We start from the raw sequence: 22021 nt of genomic DNA, 5'->3' as shown, positions 1-22021 counted from the left end.
TGCGGGTCTCACTCCTCGCGAGCTTCGGCGCGCAGCAGGAATCGCTGGATCTTGCCCGAGGGTGTCTTGGGCAGGTGGTCCACGAAGCTGATCTCGCGGGGATAGCTGTGGCCTGATAGCCGCTGGCGTACTTCGCTGCGTATTGCCTCGGCGAGGGCTTCATCCCCGACATGTCCGTCGCGCAGCACCACGTAGGCCTTGATGATCTCGCCGCGCAGGTCATCCGGCTTGCCGACCGCCGCGGATTCCGCGACGGCGGGATGGGCAAGGATGGCGTTCTCGACATCCGCCGGGCCGACCCGATAACCCGAGGTGGTGATGATGTCGTCGTCACGGCCGGCGAAGGTGAAGCGACCATCAGGCTCCGCGACGACCACATCCCCGGTCAGGTAATAGCCTTCGACACAGGGCTGTTTCTCCTGCCAGGTATAGCCGGAGAAGAAATAGGCAGGGGAATTGGCGATATCCACCGCCAGCACGCCCGGTTCACCGGGCGCAAGCTCCCGATATTCGGCGTCCAGCACGGCCAGGCGATAGCCGGGCAAGGGGAAGCCGACGCTGCCGATGACTACCTCATGCGCCAGAGCATGATGATTGCAGCAGACCATGCCGACTTCGGTCTGACCGTAGTGATCCATCACCGTGCAGCCAAGCTCACGGGCGACCCAGCCCACCACCTCGGTATTGAGCGGCTCGCCGGCCGAGCTCGCCACGCGCAGCGTCAGGCGCTCGAAGGCCCCCTCCCCGAGCCCGGAGGCCTTGAGCATCCGATAGGCCGTGGGCGCCGCCGCGAAGTTGTCGATGGCGTGGCGCTGCAGGAAGTCCAGCCCGCCCTGCGCGCTGAAGGGAGCTTGCATGAAGTAGGTGGTGGCACCCAGCAACAGAGGTGCCGTGATCCCGTAGTAAAGCCCGTAGGCCCAACCGGGGTCGGCCATGTTCCAGAAGCGCTCGCCGGGTCGCACATCCACTGCCAGCCGCTGATAGAGCCAGAAGGCCGGCAGCGCATTCAGTGCCACCGCCACCCCCTTGGGCTTGCCGACCGTGCCGGAGGTGAACATCTGCAGGAAGGGCGCATCACTCGGCAATTGTACGGGCGGTTGCGCCAGGGGCTCGCTTTGCATCAGGGCCTGCCAGTCCAGATCCCCCTCATCCAGTGCCTCCCCCTCCCCGCGCACGCAGATGATCGGTGGATGGCTCGCAAGCGCCCTGAACTTGGCACGCTGACCGGACTCGGTGATCACGACACTGGTCTCGGCGCGCGACAGACGGTAGGCGAGCGCATCCGTTCCGAAGGCCGTGAACAGCGGCTGATAGATGGCGCCCAATCGCCAGGTGGCGGCCAGCGCGATCAGAAGCTCAGGCGTACGCGACAGCATGCAGGCCACGCGCTCGCCGGGTCCGACGCCCTGCGCAGCCAGCGCCGTGGCCATCCGAGCACTCTCGAGATCCAGTTCGGCGTAGCTGAGCGTGCGTACCTTGCCATGCTCGTCCTCGTGGACCAGAGCGATGCGCTCGCCCTGCCCGGCGCGCAGGTGCCGACCGATGCAGGCGTCAAAGGCATTGCCCATGTGCCCTTGCCCGGAGGACGTCAGGAGTTCATCGCGCAACGCGTCGATGTCGAAATGTTCCAGATACTCGCTCAGCGTCTGGCTGGCAGCGGGTTGCATGGCGGATGAATTCGCAGGTTCGTCAGATGTAGCGGCAGATGTAGCGACATATGCAGCAGAGGCGGCGCGTGACGTGCGGTTTGTTGTTGTATCGCTTGGCGTCATGGCGTGACTGGCTCCTGAGTGGCGCTCCGGGGCGGATCGAGATGGCTGGGCGCCAGCCATCTACAGTTAACGTAAACGTCAAGTTAGCGACAAGCCTGTCGTGCGGCAAGCATTGTGGCGCTCGACTGGCCGAAAGTTGCAGACGCTGTGTAGCAGACGCCGTGTAACGGACGCTCGCTCAGGGAAGACGACACAGGCTGTCGACCAGCGCCTCGGCCAGCTCATCCGGGGAACGCTCACCCTCGGGACGGTACCAGCGTACGCTCCAGTTGAGCGCCCCCAGCATGAACTGGCGCAGAAGCAGAGCGTCTCCCTTGAGCAGTCCCGCGGCGACGGCCACCTCGATGGCGTCGCGCCACAGGGCTTCATACTCGTCACGCAGATGCACGAGATGCTCCCGCGAGGCTTGCTCGAGGCGACGCCATTCGTAGAGCGCCACGACATGCGCATTGCGGTCCGTCAGCAGGGTTTCCAGATGCGCCCGCGCCAATGCCAGCAAGCGCTCTCGCGCCTGCTGATGCCGTGATGCGGGGGCTGAGCTGGCTTCCAGCCGCGCGAGATGCTCACGCGCGATGGCCAGTGCGCTGAACATGCCCTCCTCGATCACCGCGCACAGGATTTCCTGCTTGTCAGCGAAGTGATGGAACAGGCTGCCGGACTTGATGCCCATTTCCTGGGCCAACATGCGAACGGTGGTGCGATCGAAGCCCTCCTCCACGAACAGACGGGCGGCGATGCGTACCAGCTCCTTGCGACGGGGTGAGGCGGTGGCTACATTCATCGTATAACTAGCGCTTGCTTGGTTTATGGGATTGAATGGATCAAAGCACAGCCACGCAGTGATCACAACGCCGAACGCCACAGGTGATCTTCCAATAACAAGACACTGGAGACCGTCATGACGACCGCTTCCCGCACCACGCCAAGCCCCACCACCGCCGCTGACGACATCGTGATCCTGTCCGGGGCGCGCACGCCGATGGGCGGATTGCAGGGCTCGCTTTCCAGCCTCAGCGCACCGCAGCTCGCCGCCGTGGCCATCAAGGCTGCCATCGAACGCTCAGGCCTGACACCCGCCGATATCGATGAGGGCATCTTCGGCTGCGTACTGCCGGCAGGCGTCAAGCAAGGCCCGGCACGTCAGGCCATGCGCCAGGCCGGAGTCCCGGACAGCATCGGCGCGACCACCATCAACAAGCTGTGCGGTTCCGGCATGAAAGCCACCATGCTCGCGCACGACCTGATCCGTGCCGGCACCAACCGCATCATGCTGGCGGGTGGCATGGAATCGATGTCCAATGCCCCACACCTGCTCACCCGGGCACGCGGCGGCTATCGCCTCGGGCATGGAGAACTGAAGGACCACATGTTCTTCGATGGCCTGGAAGACGCCGAGACCGGCAAGCTGATGGGCGTGTTCGCCCAGGAAGTGGCCGATGCGCGTGGCTACGATCGTCAGCGCATGGATGACTTCGCCATCGAATCACTCAAGCGCGCCATGGCCGCCACCGAGGCCGGCGACATCGCCCCGGAAATCGCGCCGGTGACGGTCAAGAGCCGCAAGGGCGAGAGTCTCGTCGAGCAGGATGAACAACCCTTCCAGGCCAACCTCGACAAGATTCCCACGCTGCGTCCGGTATTTGCCAAGGACGGCACCATCACTGCCGCCAATGCCAGCTCCATCTCTGACGGTGCCTCGGCCCTGGTGCTGACCCGACGTGATGAGGCCGAGCGTCGTGGCCTGGCCGTCAAGGCCCGTATCCTCGGTCACAGCACCCACTCCCAGCACCCCAGCGAATTCACGCTGGCCCCCATCGGGGCCATCGATTCGCTGATGAAGCGACTGGAGTGGACCACCGAGGATGTCGATCTGTTCGAGATCAACGAGGCCTTCGCCGTGGTGACACTGCTGGCGATGGATGCCCACGACATCCCGCACGACAAGGTCAATGTCTTCGGGGGAGCCTGCGCCCAGGGTCACCCGGTGGGCTCCACCGGATCACGCATCATCGTCACCCTGATCAATGCGCTGGAACGCCGCGGCAAGAAGCGCGGCATCGCGGCACTGTGCATCGGCGGCGGTGAGGCCACCGCGATCGCCGTCGAGCTGGAAGGCTGAGCCGGGAACGGGGGCTGAGCCAACCTCGCGTTCCAGCACGTCTGACATGACAAGCGCCAGACACGACAGAAGGCCCGGATCCATGATCCGGGCCTTCTGTCATCTTCGGGAATCATTCGCGCCGAGACGGCGCCAGTCCTCAGCCATAGCGACCGGTGATGTAGTCCTCGGCCTTCTTGGTGTGCGGATTGGAGAACATCGTCTTGGTGTCGTTGTACTCGATCAGCTCGCCCATGTGGAAGAAGGCGGTGTAATCGGCGACACGCGCCGCCTGCTGCATGTTGTGGGTCACGGTCACGATGGAGAACTGGGTCTTCAGCTTGTCCATCAGGTCTTCGATGGTCGCGGTGGAAATCGGGTCCAGCGCCGAGGTCGGCTCATCCATCAGGATGACGTCCGGCTTGACCGCGATCGCACGCGCGATGCACAGGCGCTGCTGCTGACCACCGGACAGCGAGGTGCCCGGCTGATCCAGAATGTCCTTCACCTCTTCCCACAGGCCGGCATCACGCAGCGCGCTCTCGACCAGATCGTCCTTGTCGGCACGACGGCTGACCAGATCATGCATGGTCGGCGCATAGGCGATGTTGTCATAGATGGACTTGGGGAACGGGTTCGGCTTCTGGAACACCATGCCGACACGGCGACGCAGTGCCACTTCATCCATGTTGCGGGCATTGACGTCACGCCCGTCCATCTCGACCAGACCCTCGATGCGCACGCTGCGGATCAGGTCATTCATGCGATTCAGGCAGCGCAGGAAGGTCGACTTGCCGCACCCGGACGGCCCGATCAACGCGGTGACATTCTTCTGGAAGATGTCGATGTTGATGTTCTTCAGCGCCTGCTTCTCGCCGTACCACAGGTTGAGGTCTTCCACACGGATGGCCAGCTCATGATTGGCCTCTTCGTTGGTCACGATCGGTGTGCCGGGGCGTGCCATGGCGACAGGCTTGGCGGGGGTGGCGACGGTGCTGTTCATGTCTCGTATTCCTTGTTCAGTCGTGGGTCTGGTCATGTCGTGCGTCCCGCCTCGGCGGGACGTGATCCATCGACCTACCAGCGACGCTCGAATTTCTTGCGCAGCATGACGGCTGCGGCGTTGAGGAAGATCAGCACTGACAGCAGCACCAGGATGCCCGCCGCAGTCCGCTCGACGTAGGCCTGTTCCGGCTCACCTGCCCAGGTGAAGATCTGGGCCGGCAGCACGGTGGCCGCCTGGGTGATGGAGGTCGGTGCATCCGGAATGAAGGCCACCATGCCGACGATGATCAAGGGAGCGGTTTCCCCCATCGCCTGCGCCAGACCGATGATGGACCCCGTCAGGATACCCGGCAATGACAGCGGCAGAACGTGATCCCGCACGACCTGCCAGCGCGAGCAGCCAACGCCGAAGGCTGCCTGACGAATGGTGTCCGGCACGCTGCGCAACGCGGAGCGGGTGGTGATGATGATCACCGGCAGCGTCATCAGCCCCAGCGTCAGACCACCGACCAGCGGGGACGAGCGCGGCATGCCGAAGAAGTTGATGAAGATCGCCAGGCCCAGCAGACCGAACAGGATCGACGGCACCGCCGCCAGATTGTTGATGTTGATCTCGATCGCCTGGGTGAGGCGATTGTCCGGCGCGAACTCCTCCAGGTAGACCGCGGTCAGCACGCCGACCGGGAAGGCGAAGGCCAGAGTGACCAGCAACGTCAGGATCGTGCCCATCGCCGCCGACCAGATACCGGCATATTCCGGCATCTTGGAATCACCGGTGGTGAAGAAGTTGATGTTGAACTTGAGCTCGGCCGTGCCGTTCTCGACCATGCGATCCAGTACGGCGATCTGCTTGGGCTTGAGATGCGCCTTGTGGCCCTTGAGGTACTGATCCACCCGGTCGTCCGCGATCACCCAGGTCTCGAGGGTCTGGCCCAGCAGCTCCGGGTTGGCCTTCATCTCGCGTGGCAGCTGACGCAGCCAGCCGCGGCTGACCAGCTCACGCACATCCTCTTCCACCGCCGCGAGCGGAATCTCGCGTGACTGCTCGCTGTAGGTGACCGGTACCTTGAGCTCCGCCTGCTGGAAGGCCGGATAGCCGCGCATCAGCATGTCGCCGATGAACACCACCAGGAAGGTTGCCGCCAGGGCCAGCGCCGCCATGGACATGTACTTCAGGCGCTGAGTGCGGCGATGACGGCCCTTGAGCTGGGCCGAGATATCGTCGAAGGAATGGCTCATGTCTTGTCTCGGCCTCACAGATTGTTGGCGCTGTACTTCTCACGGAAGCGGCGGATGAGAACCACCGAGACCATGTTCAGCAGCAAGGTGACGACGAACAGCACCAGACCCAGCGCGAAGGCGGACAATGTCTCGGCACTCGCGAATTCCTGGTCTCCCGTCAGCGCGGCAACGATACGCACCGTCACGGTGGTCATGTCTTCCAGCGGGTTGGCGGTCAGATTCGGACGCATGCCCGCCGCCATCACCACGATCATCGTCTCGCCCAGCGCACGCGACATGGCCAGCAGTGACGCCGAGATGATGCCCGGCAGCGCGGCCGGCAGGATGACATTGCGGATGGTCTCGCCCTGGGTCATGCCCAGCGCCAGAGACCCCTGACGCATGGTGTCCGGCACGGAGGTGATGACGTCATCCGACAGTGAGGAGATGAAGGGAATGATCATGATGCCCATGACCAGTCCCGGCGCCAGAGCATTGTTGTAGGACGCCTCGATACCCAGCGGCGAGAAGATGTCGACGATCAGCGGTGCCACGGTGATGGCGGCGAAGAAGCCATAGACGACGGTCGGGATGCCGGCGAGCACTTCCAGCACCGGCTTGGCCACGGTACGCACGCGCTCCGGGGCGAATTCCGACATGTAGACCGCTGCCAGCAGGCCGATGGGAATGGCCACCAGCATGGCGATCAGGGTGATCATGAAGGTACCGGCGAACAGCGGAACCGCCCCGAAGTTGGCGGTGCTCTCGACGCCCTCGCCACGGCCGGCTGCCAGCTGGAAGCTGTTGCCCGGGTCCCAGGTGGTGCCGGTGATGAAGGTCCAGAAGCTTTCCATCTGGAAGAAGCGGATGGCTTCGAAGATGATGGAAGCCAGAATGCCGAACGTCGTGACGATGGAGATCATCGCCGCCCCGATCAGCACATAACGAATCAATGTCTCGATCGCATTGCGCGCGTGAAAATCAGGCTTCACCAGCGCCAGACCGATGAGCATGCCGACACCTGCGACGACGAGGCTGGCAGCCAGCAGCTCGGCGCCCTCGATGGATACCCCGGCCGTGGCGATCGCCAGTACGGCGGCCAGTCCGACCAGCAGTGCCGGGCCGGCACAGGAGATGGCGGTGAACCAACCGTATTGATCCGGCTGGGCGTACATCTCTGCCCCGCTGGCACGCACCTTCTGCGCCTTGCCTCGGCCGACGAAGAAGGCAATCAGGCCAGACAGCGCCACGATGCCAATGAAGAAGAGAAAGATCTGCTGAGTCTGCATCTTTCGAGTCCCGGAGTCGCGTTATCCGCAAAGTGAAGGCAACTTGCCTGTCCGATATCCCTGCGGACCGTCATGCAAACGGGCCGGCTGCCAATGGCAACCGGCCGCGTCGTGGGTCAGCTGCGTCAGTTACTTCTTGAGGTCAGCCAGGGTCAGCTTGGTGCGGTTCTTCACCTGCTCACGCAGGGCTTCACGCTCATCCTTGGGCAAGGGAATCAGGCCGATGCCCTTCAGGTAGCCCAGCTCACCGATCATCTTCTCGCTCATGAACAGGTCGTTGTAGGCCTGCTGCGCCGGCACGTCATCCTTGTGCTGGTTCTTCACGTAGTAGAACAGCGAGCGGGACACCGGGTACTCACCGGAGGAGATGGCATCGGCTTCCGGCAGGACGCCATCGATGGAGGCACCGACGACCTTGTCGGCGTTCTCTTCCAGGAAGGAGTAGCCGAAGATACCGAAGGCATCGGTGTTCTCGACCAGTTTCTGGATGATCAGGTTGTCGTTCTCACCCGCCGCGATGTAGTGGCCGTCCTGACGGATGTTGGTGTAACCCTCACCGCCGTAGCCTTCCATCTCTTCGGTGGAGACTTCCATCACCAGCTCTTCGAAGGCATCACGCGTACCGGACGTGGAAGGCGGACCATAGACGGTGATCTTGCGATCCGGCAGGGAGGAATCGATCTCGGACCACTTGGTGTAGGGGTTGTCGACCAGCTTGCCATCGACCGGCACCTGAGCGGCGACCGCCAGGGTGATCTGCTCACGCGTCAGGTTGATGTCGCCATCACCGACCGCCTGAGCGAAGGCGATGCCATCGAAGCCGATCATCGCTTCGGTGATGTCGGTCACGCCATTCTCTTCACAGCGCTCGAACTCGGACGTCTTCATGCGGCGGGAAGCGTTGGTGATGTCCGGCGTGCTGTCCCCGACCCCTTCACAGAACAGCTTCATGCCGCCACCGGAACCGGTGGACTCGATGACCGGCGTCGGGAAGTCGCTGGTGGCACCCAGCTCTTCCGCCACATAGCTGGAGAACGGATAGACCGTGGAAGAGCCGACGATGCGCAGCTGTTCACGGGCTTCTGCTGCACCGACGGATGCGGCGAGAACAGCGACTGCGAGACCTGACTTGAGGAACGCCTTCATGCCTGAAACTCCTTGCGAAAAGAATGAGCCTTGAGGTTGGCTTCTTGTCTACGAGGAGCACTTTGCCAAGCATTCATGACAACCGTGTGACAGTCATCGCGAGTCGCCGTGTGATCAATGACCCTCAGTCCGAGGGGGCGGCATGACGCGCCAGGGCGCGACGCCCCGCCAGCACGCGCAGCAGGATATTGCTGACCAGCGCCGTGCCCAGCATGCCGAGGATCATCGGCCACAGGCTGTCCAGCGCCAGCCCTGCGATCAGCATGCCGATCAAGGCACCACTGGCGAATTGCAGGCTGCCGATCAGGGCGTTGGCGGTGGCGCTGATACGGGGGAAGTACTCGAGCGCGGAAGAAATCGCATTGGGAGCGACCATGCCGTTGGCCCCGACGAAGAGCATCAACAAGGGTGCCATCAGCGCCAGATGATCCAGCCCCAGCGCCAATGCCAGCACCAGCAGACAGGCCGCGAGCAGCTGGATACCGATCCCGATGCGCAGCAGCCGTGGAGGCGACATGCGTGACAGCAGGCGCACGTTGAGGCGATTGGCGGTGAACATGAACAGGATGTTGGCCCCGAACAGCGCCGGGTACCAGGAGGCGGTGACACCGAAGTGCTCCATGTAGACATACGGGGAGGCGGTGATGAAGGCGAACATGCCACCGAAGCCCATCGCCTGGGTAATGGCATAGCCCATCGCCGGGCCATGGCGCATCACGCTGACGTAATCGCGAGCGACCTGCGCGATGCTGGCCGGAGGCTCATCCGCTTCGCGATGGCGGCGTGTCTCCGGCAGCCGGAAAGGCAGCACGACCAGCAGGAAGGCGGCATAGGCGGCCAGGAAGGCGAAGATCAGCCACCAGCCCGCCAAGCCCAGCAGCAGACTGCCGATCGCCGGGGCGATCAGCGGTGCCAGCATCATGATCACCGCGACGGTCGAGAGCACCTTGGCCGCCTCGCGCCCGCTGAAGCAGTCACGCACGATCGCCGAGGAATTCACCACCGAGGCCCCGCCGCCCAGCGCCTGCACGAATCGCAACGCATAGAGGCCTTCGAGACTGTCGACCTGGGTGATCGCCAGACTCGCCAGCAGGAAGACGAAGATCCCGGAGAGCAACACCGGCTTGCGGCCGATGCGGTCCGACAGCGGCCCGAAGATCAACTGCCCCAGCGAGAAACCGAGCAGGAAGATCGACAGCGACAGCTCCGTATGATGGACGCTGGTGTCGAGCGCTTCCGCCATGGCCGGCAATGCCGGCAGATAGGCATCGATGGCCAAGGGGGCCAGTGCGGTGTTGGCAGCGACCAGCAAGGCCAGCTGACGGGTTTGACGCTTGTCCACATCCCCTCCCGAGAGTTTCACGATAACGGCGCGATCATGCGCCTGCTGAAGAATCCTTCACGATGCGGCACGTCATGGACCCAGGAGCCGGCATCGGCCCGCTCACCGGCTCCCTCACCGTCCTTGGGTCCCCGACACCTCGGTGCCAGCCTGTCGCAGGCATGAGCGGACACGTCTGCCGGTAGACCGCGACAGTGGGCGCGCCGCCATACAATTGATACAGTTGAGGTAACGAACGTGAAGAAGTTGTCACATCCATGTGATCATGTTCACACCGACAGCGACGACATCCCCGCGGTACGGCCGATGGAGTATCATCGTCGAGGCTCTGGCCATGTCGTTCCCGCTTCGTAGCCCAGACCTTCACGTCTTCCCTTTTCATGAAGGTCGTCATCGGACGACCCGCGCTCAGTACAGGAAACTCTTGCATGGCACAGGACAAGCTCTCCCAACTCAAGGACATGACCACCGTTGTCGCCGACACCGGTGACCTCGAGGCGATTCGTCGCTTCGCGCCCACAGATGCTACCACCAACCCGTCGCTGATCCTGCAGGCCGCCCAGGACCCGTCGCGTCGCGAGCGCCTGACCGAGGTCGCGCGCAAGGCCACCGACATCGACGATGCCGTGGACGCCGTGGCCGTGGATATCGGCACCGAGATCGCCGGTCTGGTACCGGGCTATGTCTCCACCGAAGTCAGCGCCCGCCTGTCCTTCGATGCCGACGAGACCATCCGTCGCGCGCATCGCATCATCGAGCGCTACGCCGCCAATGGCGTCGGTCAGGAGCGCATCCTGATCAAGACCGCCTCCACCTGGGAAGGCATTCGTGCCGCCGAGAAGCTCGAGCGTGAAGGCATCCGTACCAACCTGACGCTGCTGTTCAGCTTCGCCCAGGCCCAGGCCTGCGCCGATGCCGGCGTGACGCTGATCTCGCCCTTCGTCGGCCGTATCCTCGACTGGCACAAGGCCAACCAGCCGGATGCCGATTTCAGCGGCGACAACGACCCGGGCGTGAAGTCCGTCAAGGCCATCTACGAGCACTACAAGGGTCACGGCTACAAGACCATCGTGATGGGCGCCAGCTTCCGCAACACCGGCGAAATCGAAGCCCTGGCCGGTTGCGACCGCCTGACCATCTCTCCGGCGCTGCTGGGTGAGCTGGCCGAAAGCACGGGCCCGCTGGCGCGTCGCCTGCAGGCCGCCGATGCCGAGCGCAACGTGCCGGAAGTGCTGACCGAGTCCAACTTCCGCTGGGACATGAACGAAGATGCCATGGCCACCGAGAAGCTGGGCGAAGGCATCCGCAAGTTCATGGCGGATCAGCGCAAGCTCGAGTCACTGCTGGCCGAACTGCGCAGCCACTGAGCATGACGTCGAGAACACGCCCTTGTCGAGCAAGGGCGTGTTTCTGGCGCAGCAACGAAGAGCGCCTGCCGTGAATCACGGCAGGCGCTCTTGCGTTCAGGCGATACCCCGCATCGTCAATGCGGCTGGCGCTGCTCCTCGCTCTCCAGAAGCTCGATCAAGGGCTGGAACTGCAGGCGATTGTGGCCATTGAGACACATCAACAGACGATGCGCCTCGAGAATACGGCCGCGCAGTGCCTGCTCCTGACTCGCCGAGGCCTCTGCCCCACCCTCGACCGGCACCTCCGCCGTGGCGTCATCACAGCCCGAGCTGTCCAGCTCGGCCTGCTCCGCCTCCGCCAGCTGACTGGCATCCACGACACTGGCCACCTCATCGAACCCCATGACCTTGAGCATGGTCATCACATCAGGGTGAGCCGCTACCACCTGGGCCGGCAGGATCAGACGATCCCGCACGGCCAGTGCCAGCTTGGCCAGAAAGCCCAGTGCAGTGGAGTCAATGTTGGTGGCTTCGCGCAGATCGATGATCACGCTTTCCAGACCATCGACCGCTGCCACGCGTTGAACCTGCTGGTCCAGCGTGGCACACAGTGTCAGGCGTACGTCACCCGACAGCTTGAGCACGAACAGGCCGTCATCGAACACGGCCTGGATACGTCCTTCATCCATCATGGAATCCTGTCAGCGTCATCAGGGTAAGGTCATCCGGCAGCTCACCATCCAGTGCCAGACCGCGGCGCAATCCCTGCACATCCTCACTGCTCAGTATCCGTTGATGCAGTGCTTGAGTTCGTTCCTCCAGCGCCTCGCCCGGCAGGCACTCCAGCACACCATCACTGGCCAGCCACAGGCGGAAACGCGCGGGAAGCGCCACACGATACGCCGGATAGCGGGTGCCTGGGAAGAGGCCTACCGGGCGCCCGCTGCCTTCCAGTACCTGAATCCCACCCTCCGGAGTCACCAGGACCGGCATCGGCAGCTGGGCTCCCAGGGTGTAATGCAGCGTGGCCGCTTCACGGTCAATCACGCCGCACAGCACGGTCGCGTGCTTGCCGATGCCACTGTCCAGCAGCTCACGGTTGAGCAACGCCAGCCATTCAGGACCGAAGGTTTCCGGCGTATGTTCCTCCCAGTGGCGAATCGCACGCGCGAACAATAGCTTGAGCAGCACCGTCACGAAGGCCGAAGACGCCCCATGCCCGGAGACATCGGCGAAATAGAACAGACTGAAACGCTCATCGATCGCCTGATACTCGAGAAAATCTCCCGACAGATACAACGAGGGCGACAGGCAATAGTCATAGCGGATGCCATTGATTCTCTGCCCACTTTCCGGCAACAAGCGTTGCTGGATCTGCCCACCGGCCAGCTGGTCCTGACGCAGCATCGCCAGATGCGTCTCGAGATGCTCATTGAGCTCCTCGAGGCGCGCGCGGGCCTTGGCGTGTTCATGCGCGAGCTGGTGATGCTCCGCCGCCCGCTTGAGCAGACTGCGCAACACCGAGCCATGCTCACGCGGGGCGATCAGATAATCCACCAGCCCCGCCTCCACCGCGGGCAACAGGCATTCATCGCCGCGACTCTCGGCCACGACCACCGTGGGCAGGCACTCGGCGAGACGCGCCCACTCCTGACTGGCCACGGCCTCGACATGCGCCACCACCACCGCGACCCCACTGGGCAGCGTTGCAATGCTGTCACAGGCCGCCACTGCACAACGCTCATCCGTCAACAGCGTCGCCAGCGCATCACGCCGCGAACCGACCAGATCGATCAGACCGATCAACAGACGCTTGCCTTGCTCATCCGCCATGCCAACCTCTCATGCCCGTCCCGTGCCGCAATCCACTGCCAGACCCTGGCGCCTCGCCATCGCACTATCCGCGTGCCTCGACGTGCCGCCAGGACACTCGGCAGCCCTTACTGGCTGTCATCTTCCGGTGCAAAGGCACCATCGAGATCCGCATCATCGAAACTGTCGCTGGCGAAGGGATCATCCCCGAGCTTGCCATCGTTGATCTCGAAGTTGCGACGCTGCAGATAGGCATCGCGGATGAAGCTGTAGCGATCTCCCTGAATCAACTTCTCCTGCTCGAGCAGACCGGCACGGGTATCGACGAGATCCAGTGCTTTCAGGCCATAGCGCACCTTGTCTTCCTCGAGGTAGTTGATCGGATCATTGAAGTAATCCACCGGCATGCCGGCAGTGTCACGCAGCGTGCTCGGACCGAACAGCGGCAACATGAGGTAAGGCCCCTGGCCGGCGCCCCACACGGCAAGTGTCTGACCGAAATCTTCCTCGTCGACCGTCCAGCCAAGCTCGCTGGCCGGATCGAACAGCCCGCCGATACCGACGGTGGAATTGAGCAGCAGGCGCCCCGTGGAAATCCCGGCATTCGCCCACTTCCACTGCAGCACCGAGTTGAACATGGTGCGCACTTCCCCGAGGTTGGAGAAGAAGTTGCCCACGCCATCCTGAACCAGCTCCGGCGTCACGTAATCGTAGCCCTGAGCCACCGGCTTGAGCGCATAGCGATCCAGGGTGTCATTGAAGGTGTAGACGTTGCGGTTGAAGCCCTCCCACGGGTCCTGGGGATTCGGCTCGCTGTCACCTGTACTGGCACAACCGGCCAGCAGAGACATGGCCAGCAGTGCCGGCAGGGAAGTCTTGATCATGTGCATCGCATCACCTGTAAGTCTGTTGGAATCCTGCAGCGGTCCTTGCCACATCCATGGCTGTCAGGTCCGGTCTTCTTTATACGTTCCGCTCACGCCAGGAGCCAGTGCACCATCCGCTCAAGCACGCCATCAGCGCGTATCATCCACAGCGTTTCAGCAGCACGCTTCCCGCACTGTAGCCGGCCCCGAAGGAGCAAAGCACACCCAGGCTGCCAGCGGGCAGATCCGCATGATGCAGATGGAAGGCGATCACCGACCCCGCCGAGCTGGTATTGGCGTAGCGGTCGAGAATGATCGGCGCTTCCTCGCTCGACGGATCACGCCCCAGCACGCGACGAGCGATCATGTCGTTCATGTGGCGATTGGCCTGGTGCAGCCACATGCGATCAAGATCACCGCCATCGGCCTCGAGCTCGCCCAGATGCGTGGTGATCAGCTCGGCCACCATCGGGCAGACTTCGCGGAAGACGCGCCGACCTTCCTGGATGAACAGCTTGTCATCGGCCTGTTCACGGTGCGTGGCGCTCTCCAGCGTCGTGGCAGATGCCACATCATCCTCAAGCACCGCGGTGCGATTGAGGAAGCCGAAATTGTTGCGTATCGCGTTGGAGAAACGGGTCACCAGTCGCGTACCGAGCACCTCGAAGCCATCGGTGCGCGTGGCGACATCCGCCGCTTCCAGCACCACGGCCGTGCAGGCATCGCCGAAGATGAAGTGACTGTCGCGATCACGGAAATTCAGATGCGCACTGCAGATCTCGGGATTGACCATCAACACCCGCTGCGCGCTGCCACTGCGGATGGCGTTGGCCGCGGTCTCGATCCCGAAGGTGGCGGAGCTGCACGCCACGTTCATGTCAAAGGCATAGCCACCGGCCTCGAGCGCCGCCTGCAGCTCCACCGCCACGGCCGGATAGGGGCGCTCGAGATTGGAGCAGGCCACGATGACCAGATCAAGTTCCTCGGCCTTCACGCCCGCCGCGGCCAGCGCCTCACGCGCGGCCGCCACGCCCATCTCGCACTGCACCGAGGGTTGATCATTGTCGCGCGCGGGCAGCCGCGGGCGCATGCGCTCAGGGTCGAGAATGCCCTCGGCATCCAGCACGTAGCGGCTGTGGATACCCGAGGCCTTGACGATGAATTCAGCGCTGGACTCGGTACGCGGCTCGCGCTCGCCCCGAGCGATGGCCTCGGCATTGGCGGCGTTGTCCGCCGCCACCCAGGCATTGAAGGAGGCGACCAGCGCCTCGTTGCTGACGGCATGTTCCGGCGTGTAGAGGCCGGTGCCGGTGATCAGCACGCGGTGATTGCCAGTGGCGTCCAGCTGGCGCTCCGCCGTGGTGGCGCGAGGGTCGGCAGCGTGCTGATTGTCGTTGTTGGGCATGCATCCACTCCTGACAGTGGCCTCTCGTCGGAGACCACCGATTGATCGGGTGACGTCGCGGCTGACATCCCATGCGGCGGATGCCGAGCCTCCAGGTCCGCGCCGGCAGCGAGACAGCGTCACCCCCTTGTCTTCAGTGTACGCTGTCTCGCGCCAGGCGGACGCCTGAACCTGGCATCCGTCCCATGATAACAGCCGTCTCTTAAACAGCTTTCTCTGTATGCAGCTTGAGCCATACGCGAGCATCACGCCTCCACGCAGCAGTCACGCAAGCGGATGGCGGCTCGACTCAGCGCCGCGCCATCAATTCCTGCCAGCGCTTCTCCAGCCGCTTGGGGGAGACGGTCTCCAGCGTGCCGAGCTGCTGAGCGAACAATGAGACGCGCAGCTCCTGCAGCCACCAGCCGAACTCCTCCAGCTCCGCATCGGGCAGGCCCTGCTCGCGGGCCTTGCTCAGGCGGGCATCAAGGCGTGTCTCGAAGCTCTTGACCGCCTCCATGTCACGTTGATCACGCATGCGCTCACGCGGGGCCTTGTCGAGACGGATCAGCATCGCCTCCACATAGCGTGGCAGCTGATGCAGCCAGGCACCCGCCTCCTGGAGGAAGCCCGGGTGCACCAGGCGGGCCTGCTGGGCCTTGAGGTCTGCCACCACCAGCGCCATCGAGAAGTCGATCTTGCCCTTGAGGCGCTTGGAAAGCTCCAGATGCTGCGTGAGCGCAGCCTCCAACGGCTTGATCAGTGCTTCGGCGTGGGGCACCAGCTCGGCCCGCTTGTCATCCAGACGCGCCTGCAACTCACCGCGCGAACGCGGCAGCGGCTCGACGGCCATCACCTGCTCGAAGACGCTGTAGAGGAAGTCATCCGCCAGCTGGCGACGCGTGCCGACCTTGGCGAACAGCAGCGCGCAGCGCTCCAGTGCCTTGAACTCCCGGTCCAGATAGCGCACCTGGTCCGGCAGGCGCGCCATCGCCAGACGCGTGATGCCATCACGATGCGCGGCGGCGGCCTTGGCCGGATGATCGAACAGCTCCACGCTCAGCTGCTGCTCGCTTGAGGCGGCAGCATTCGCGGGCGAGTGACTTGACGGTGCACTGTTTCTGCCGGTCTTGCGTGCCAGCTTGCGTTCCTTGGCACTCATGCCGCCCTCGGCGGGCGCCGCCGCCTTCACCACCAGCGCCGGATAGGCCTCGACCCGAATGCCTGCCTGGGTGGTGCTGTGGGAGGTCGCGATCGGCGCCTCCGGCAGGTCTTCCAGCACTTCACTGTCGGCATCGCGGCTGCGACTGGCCATGGCGCGTGCCGCGGCGGCCGCCGAGTCCTTGAAACGCGCCTCGAGCACTTCAAGATCACGCCCCTCCCCCAGCACCTTGCCGTCCTGATCGACGATGCGCAGGTTCATGTTCAGGTGCGGCTCCAGCGTCTCCGGCGCCCAGGCATCCGACGGCAGGCGCAGGCCAGTCTTGACGCGCATGAACTCGGCCAGCGCATCGGTCAGCGGCACGTCGTCCGGGGTCAACGCCTCAAGCGCGGCATCGACCCAGTTGGGAATCGGCACCACCTGCTTGCGATACTGCTTGGGCAGCGATTTCATCAGGCCGATGGCCTTGTCCCGCAGCAGTCCCGGCACCAGCCATTCGATGCGATAGCGCGGCAGCTGGGAGAGCATCGCCGCCGGGACCGTCATGGTCACGCCGTCATCCACCGCGCCGGGCGCAAAGTGATAGCTCAGCGGGTAGGCGACGCCATTGTGATGCAGCTGCTCGGGATAGCGTGCGGCGGTGACTTCCTCGGCATCGCGCGCCATCAGGTCATCGAGATCCAGATGCAGGACATTCGGATTGTCGCGCTCGGCATCCTTGCGCCACTTGTCGAAGCCGCGCCCGTTGTAGATGCCTTCCGGAATCCGCTCGGCATAGAAGGCGAACAGCGTCTCCTCATCGACGAGAATGTCACGCCGGCGCGCACGATCCTCAAGCTCCCCGACTTCCTCCATCAGGCCACGATTGTGGGCGAAGAATGGCGCGCGGGTCTGGAATTCACCCTCGACCAGCGCGCGGCGGATGAACAGCTCGCGGGATTCCTGTGGCGCCAGCGGGCCGTAATGCACCTTGCGCGCGGTGACGATGGGCAGTCCGAACAGCGTGACCTGCTCACTGGCGACCACCTGGGCACGCTTCATTTCCCAGTGCGGCTCGCTGTAGCTGCGCTTGACCAGATGCTCGGCCAGCGGCTCGACCCACTCGGGCTTGATCGCCGCGACCTGTCGCGCGTAGAGCCTGGTGGTCTCGACCATCTCGGCCGCCATCACCCACTTGGGCGACTTCTTGGCCACACCGGAGCCCGGGTGCACGAAGAAGCGTCGGTTGCGCGCCCCGAGATACTCGCGATTTTCCTGCTTGAGGCCGAGATTGGAGAGCAGCCCGGTCAACAGCGCACGATGCAGGGCTTCATGATCAATGGCCACCGACGGACGACGGCCCTGGCCCGGAGACGCCAGCACTCGCGCGGTGACCTCGGCCTGTGCCTCGGCGTCACGCGCATGCTGGCTGCTGGTCATCTCCAGCCCGAGATCCCGCGTCAGCTGCTTGAGCTGACGGAAGGTGTCATGCCACTCGCGCAGACGCAGATAGTTGAGGAAGCGCGCCTTGCACCAGCGACGCAGCGGGTTGGCTCCCAGGGCATCACGCGCCAGCTCGAAGCCTTCCCACAGATTCAGCCAGCTGACGAAATCGGAGCTGTCATCGTCCCACTCGTGGTGAATCTGATCCGCCTGCTGGCGCTTGTCGGCGGGACGCTCGCGCGGGTCCTGGATTGACAGTGCACTGACGATGATCAGCACTTCACGCAGACAGCCGCGCGAGGCGCCTTCCAGCACCATGCGCGCCAGACGCGGGTCGATGGGCAGACGTGCCAGGGTGCGACCATCACGACTCAGGCGGTTGTGCTCATCCACCGCGCCCAGTTCGCGCAGCAGGCGGAAACCATCGGTGACGAAGCGCGAATCCGGCGCATCGACGAAGGGGAACTTCTCGATGTCGCCCAGCTTGAGCGACAGCATCGACAGAATGACCGAGGCCAGATTGGTGCGCTGGATTTCCGGCTCGGTGTATTCCGGGCGCGCGAGGAAATCCTCCTCGCTGTAGAGACGGATGCACAGGCCTTCGGCGATACGCCCGCAGCGGCCCTTGCGCTGATTGGCGCTGGCCTGACTGATCGGTTCCACCGGCAGTCGCTGGATCTTGGAGCGATAGCTGTAACGACTGATGCGCACCAGCCCCGGGTCGATCACGTAGCGGATGCCCGGCACGGTCAGCGAGGTCTCGGCGACGTTGGTGGCCAGCACGATGCGCCGGCCACGATGCGGCTGGAAGACGCGATTCTGCTCTTCGTTCGAGAGCCGCGCGTACAGCGGCAATACCTCGGTATCGCGCAGCTGGGCGCGACGCAGGGTATCCGCGGTGGCGCGGATCTCGCGCTCGCCGGGCAGGAAGATCAGCACGTCACGCGGGCCCTGCATCCAGCCCTTCTCGCGCTCGATCAGCGACAGCTCTTCCACCGCGCGCAGGATACCTTCCTGCAGGCTGAGGTCTTCCTCATCCTCGGCATCACGCACCAGCGGCAGGTATTGGGTCTCGACCGGGAAGTTGCGCCCGCTGACCGAGACGATGGGCGCCGGCGTGCCATCCTGGGCCGCGAAGTGCTGACTGAAGCGCTCCACGTCGATGGTCGCCGAGGTGATGATGATCTTGAGGTCCGGGCGGCGCGCGGTGAGGCGCTTGAGATAGCCGAGCAGGAAGTCGATGTTCAGACTGCGCTCGTGGGCCTCATCGATGATGATCGCCTCGTAGCGGCTCAGGTCCGGATCATGCTGGGTTTCCGCCAGCAGGATACCGTCGGTCATCAGCTTGATCAGCGTCGACGGGCCAGTGGTGTCGTTGAAGCGCACCTGATAGCCGACCGTCTCGCCGAGGGTCGTCTCGAGCTCCTCGGCCAGACGCGCCGCCACAGAGCGCGCCGCCAGCCGGCGTGGCTGGGTGTGGCCGATCAAGCCATTGCGCCCCAGTCCCATCTCCAGACACAGCTTGGGCAGCTGGGTGGTCTTGCCCGAGCCGGTCTCACCGGCGACCACCACGATCTGATGCTCGGCGAGCGCGGCGAGGATGTCCTCGCGACGCTCCACCACCGGCAGCTCCGGCGGATAGTTGAGTGCGGCCGGTGTCTGCCAGCGCGCCAGCGCCGTCTCGCGCGCGGCACGCTGGGCGATGCTCGCCTCGAGGCGGCTCTCGATATCGTTGATGGCACGATCGACCGGCTTGCCTTCCTTGAGACGCCGACGCAGGCCAGCCAGGCGCTTGCCCAGCTCGCGCTGATCACGGCTCAGGGCGCGTTCGAGGCGAGCCGCAAGGGCTTCAAGACGCGCATGTTCGGACGGTGCGGTAGCGGTGTCGCTCAAGGACTGCCTCTTCTCAACCAGCGACCACACGCCACGCGCGCAGCCGGATACTCTCGGGAACTCAGCCTCTCGCCCGACTGCACAGGGCAGCGAGCCACGAGACCTGAATGACGAAACGGCCCGCCAACGAGTGACGGGCCGTCCATTGTAGCCCCGCGCGTAGCCACGCCCAACCTTGGTGGCCGCCCGCTCATGCCGGCGGCCCGTCTCAACGCCGGGTTTCAGGTCTCGCGCACCGGGGTATTGCCTCCTTCGTCGTCGCTGTCACGCAGTTCACGGCGCAGCACCTTGCCCACGTTGGTCTTGGGCAGCTCATCGCGGAATTCGACGAAACGCGGCACCTTGTAGCCGGTCAGCTGCTCCTTGCACCAGCTGCGCAGGCTGTCGCGGTCGAGATCCGGGTTGCTGGACACGACGAACAGCTTGATCGCCTCACCGCTCTGCTCGTCCGGCACACCGACCGCCGCGGCCTCGACGATATCCGGATGCCCGCTGACCACGTCCTCGATCTCGTTGGGGAACACATTGAAGCCGGAGACGATGATCATGTCCTTCTTGCGATCGACGATGCGCACGAAGCCATCCGGCTGGATGACCGCTATATCGCCGGTGCGGATGAAGCCCTCGTCATCCATCGCCTCACGCGTGGCGTCATCACGCTGCCAATAGCCCTTCATCACCTGGGGACCGCGCACGCACAGCTCACCCGGCGCGTCACGCCCCAGCGTCACGCCCTCGGCATCCACCACCTTGAGTTCGGTGCCGGGCACCGGCTTGCCGATGGTCCCCAGCTGCAGCTCACGCGGGGGGTTGAAGCTGACGATGGGCGAAGTCTCGGTCATGCCGTAGCCCTCGGCGATCGGGCAGCCGGTGACGGCTTCCCAGCGTTCAGCCGCGCTGCGCGTCAGGGCCATGCCACCGGAGATGGTCAGCTTGAGGCTCGAGAAGTCCAGCGCCTTGAAATCATCGCGCTGGCACAGCGCCGAGAACAGCGTATTGAGGCCGACGAAGGCGGTGAACGGTGTCCTGGCCAGCGTCTTGATGAAGCCATCGATGTCACGGGGATTGGTGATCAGCACGCTGTGGTTGCCGCTCTCCATGCTGTAGAGGCAATTCACCGTGAAGGTATAGATGTGATAGACCGGCAGCGGCGCGATCAGCACCTCCTGGCCTTCATTGAGCACATCACTGATCACACCGCGCGCCTGCAGCATGTTGGCCACCAGATTGCGATGGGTCAGCATGGTGCCCTTGGCGACCCCGGTGGTCCCGCCGGTGTACTGGAGAGCCGCGATGTCGTCGGCCTCTCGCGTGACACGCGTGTGCGAGAGCCCCGCGCCGCGCTTGAGCACGCTGCGCAGCGAATGGGCGTCGGGCAGATGGTACTTCGGCACCATCTTCTTGACGTAGCGTACGGCCAGGTTGATCAACGGGCGCTTGGGGAAATCATGCAGGTCACCGATCTCGGTGATGATGACCTCCTCGATGGACGTGCGCTTGAGCACCTTCTCGAGCTTGTCCGCCATGTTGGCCAGAATCACGATGGCGCGTGCGCCGGAGTCATGGAACTGGTGCTGCATCTCGCGCTCGGTATAGAGCGGGTTGGTGTTGACCACCACCAGACCGGCGCGCAGCGCCCCGAACACGGCCACCGGAAACTGCAGCAGGTTCGGCAGCTGAATGGCGATACGATCCCCGGGTTCAAGGCCGGTCTCATGCTCAAGCCAGGCGGCGAAGTCGCGCGACAGGCGATCCACATCGGCGTAGCTCAGCGTCTTGTCCATGCAGCTGAAGGCCGGACGCTCGGCATAATTGGCGCAGCTGGCCTCGAAGACCTCCAGAATCGAGGGGTACTCCTCGAGACCGGACAACGGCTCACCGCTGAGAATCAGGGAATCGGCGGCCTCTGCCGAGCCTGACTGGTGCGGATCATGGGCTGCCGCAGGGGCGGCAGGATTGGCATCACGCATGGCACTTGGCTCCATGGCATCGTTCGTCTGGTGCATTCCCCGAGAGGCGGTGGAGACCGCTGGCGGCTGCTTGACGACAGCCCTCGCGAGTGATCGCAACACTTGTTTTTATCGGGACGTGGTGTCCGCAGCTGGACGGACACGCAGGAAATGACGGGGGATGCCGAGATGGCACTCCACCCCACCCTCTCATGCTGTCAGGCTACCTTAACCAGCCGCCTCGAGATTGTAAAACGATCGATTGAAACCATCGTTCACATTACGGGAATCGACTGCTGTCGGCCATGACG

General features: G+C 63.9%; 15 protein-coding genes. 2 read left to right on the top strand and 13 right to left on the bottom strand.

The features are described 5' to 3' along the window. Window positions 1-8 precede the first annotated feature (8 nt). Together PJK54_RS05790 and PJK54_RS05785 are read right to left on the bottom strand one after the other, a co-directional pair. Window positions 9-1667: an AMP-binding protein gene (locus PJK54_RS05790; protein WP_077379296.1), complete on the bottom strand. Its 1659-nt coding sequence runs from the start codon at window positions 1665-1667 to the stop codon at window positions 9-11. 283 nt (window positions 1668-1950) lie between these two features. Then, window positions 1951-2553 carry a TetR/AcrR family transcriptional regulator gene (locus PJK54_RS05785; RefSeq protein WP_077379293.1) on the bottom strand — a complete coding sequence of 201 codons (603 nt, stop codon included), beginning with the start codon at window positions 2551-2553 and terminating at the stop codon, window positions 1951-1953. Window positions 2554-2670: 117 nt separating this feature from the next. Between PJK54_RS05785 and PJK54_RS05780 the strand changes: the two genes are divergently transcribed. After that, a complete protein-coding gene (locus tag PJK54_RS05780; protein WP_077379291.1) occupies window positions 2671-3891 on the top strand; it encodes an acetyl-CoA C-acyltransferase in 1221 nt (406 codons plus the stop codon). Between the two features lie 139 nt (window positions 3892-4030). Here the strand turns inward: PJK54_RS05780 and pstB are convergent, their stop codons facing one another. From pstB to PJK54_RS05755, 5 genes are all read right to left on the bottom strand, one after another. After that, a complete protein-coding gene (gene pstB / locus PJK54_RS05775) occupies window positions 4031-4834 on the bottom strand; it encodes a phosphate ABC transporter ATP-binding protein PstB (protein WP_077379425.1) in 804 nt (267 codons plus the stop codon). A gap of 113 nt (window positions 4835-4947) precedes the next feature. Next, entirely contained in the window at window positions 4948-6114 is a 1167-nt protein-coding gene (gene pstA, locus PJK54_RS05770; RefSeq protein WP_077379289.1) for a phosphate ABC transporter permease PstA, read from the bottom strand. A 14-nt stretch (window positions 6115-6128) separates the two neighbouring features. After that, complete coding sequence (pstC, locus tag PJK54_RS05765) at window positions 6129-7385, bottom strand: phosphate ABC transporter permease subunit PstC (protein ID WP_077379287.1); 1257 nt, start codon at window positions 7383-7385, stop codon at window positions 6129-6131. 129 nt (window positions 7386-7514) lie between these two features. Next, window positions 7515-8531, bottom strand: coding sequence for a substrate-binding domain-containing protein (locus PJK54_RS05760; RefSeq protein ID WP_077379285.1), 1017 nt, complete (start codon window positions 8529-8531; stop codon window positions 7515-7517). A gap of 124 nt (window positions 8532-8655) precedes the next feature. Continuing rightward, window positions 8656-9873 (bottom strand): Bcr/CflA family multidrug efflux MFS transporter, encoded by a 1218-nt coding sequence (locus tag PJK54_RS05755; RefSeq protein ID WP_077379283.1) that lies wholly within the window; start codon window positions 9871-9873, stop codon window positions 8656-8658. Window positions 9874-10301: 428 nt separating this feature from the next. On the opposite strand from PJK54_RS05755, the gene tal reads away from it, so the two are divergent. Further along, window positions 10302-11240, top strand: a complete 939-nt coding sequence (gene tal / locus PJK54_RS05750; protein WP_077379279.1) for a transaldolase — start codon at window positions 10302-10304, stop codon at window positions 11238-11240. A 116-nt stretch (window positions 11241-11356) separates the two neighbouring features. On the opposite strand, the gene PJK54_RS05745 is transcribed toward tal, so the two are convergent. The 6 genes from PJK54_RS05745 to PJK54_RS05720 form a co-directional block, all read right to left on the bottom strand. Then, window positions 11357-11911: an STAS domain-containing protein gene (locus PJK54_RS05745; RefSeq protein WP_084209290.1), complete on the bottom strand. Its 555-nt coding sequence runs from the start codon at window positions 11909-11911 to the stop codon at window positions 11357-11359. Next, window positions 11904-13055 carry a PP2C family protein-serine/threonine phosphatase gene (locus PJK54_RS05740; protein ID WP_084209291.1) on the bottom strand — a complete coding sequence of 384 codons (1152 nt, stop codon included), beginning with the start codon at window positions 13053-13055 and terminating at the stop codon, window positions 11904-11906. The genes PJK54_RS05745 and PJK54_RS05740 overlap by 8 nt, the downstream gene beginning before the upstream one ends. Before the next feature lie 107 nt (window positions 13056-13162). Continuing rightward, a complete protein-coding gene (locus PJK54_RS05735) occupies window positions 13163-13918 on the bottom strand; it encodes an MlaA family lipoprotein (protein ID WP_240499592.1) in 756 nt (251 codons plus the stop codon). Between the two features lie 142 nt (window positions 13919-14060). Beyond that, entirely contained in the window at window positions 14061-15305 is a 1245-nt protein-coding gene (locus PJK54_RS05730; RefSeq protein ID WP_271302430.1) for a beta-ketoacyl-ACP synthase III, read from the bottom strand. Between the two features lie 289 nt (window positions 15306-15594). Then, the gene (gene hrpA, locus PJK54_RS05725) at window positions 15595-19761 is read right to left on the bottom strand and encodes an ATP-dependent RNA helicase HrpA (RefSeq protein ID WP_271302429.1); all 4167 of its coding nucleotides are present in this window, start codon (window positions 19759-19761) and stop codon (window positions 15595-15597) included. 221 nt (window positions 19762-19982) lie between these two features. After that, entirely contained in the window at window positions 19983-21731 is a 1749-nt protein-coding gene (locus tag PJK54_RS05720; RefSeq protein WP_077379266.1) for an AMP-binding protein, read from the bottom strand. Window positions 21732-22021: the final 290 nt, after the last annotated feature.

This window comes from Cobetia sp. MMG027, from assembly GCF_027947415.1.
GTDB classification, from domain to species: domain Bacteria; phylum Pseudomonadota; class Gammaproteobacteria; order Pseudomonadales; family Halomonadaceae; genus Cobetia; species Cobetia marina.
The sequence above is the reverse complement of the archived record's forward strand: the minus strand, read 5'-3'. Positions and strand labels throughout refer to the sequence as shown.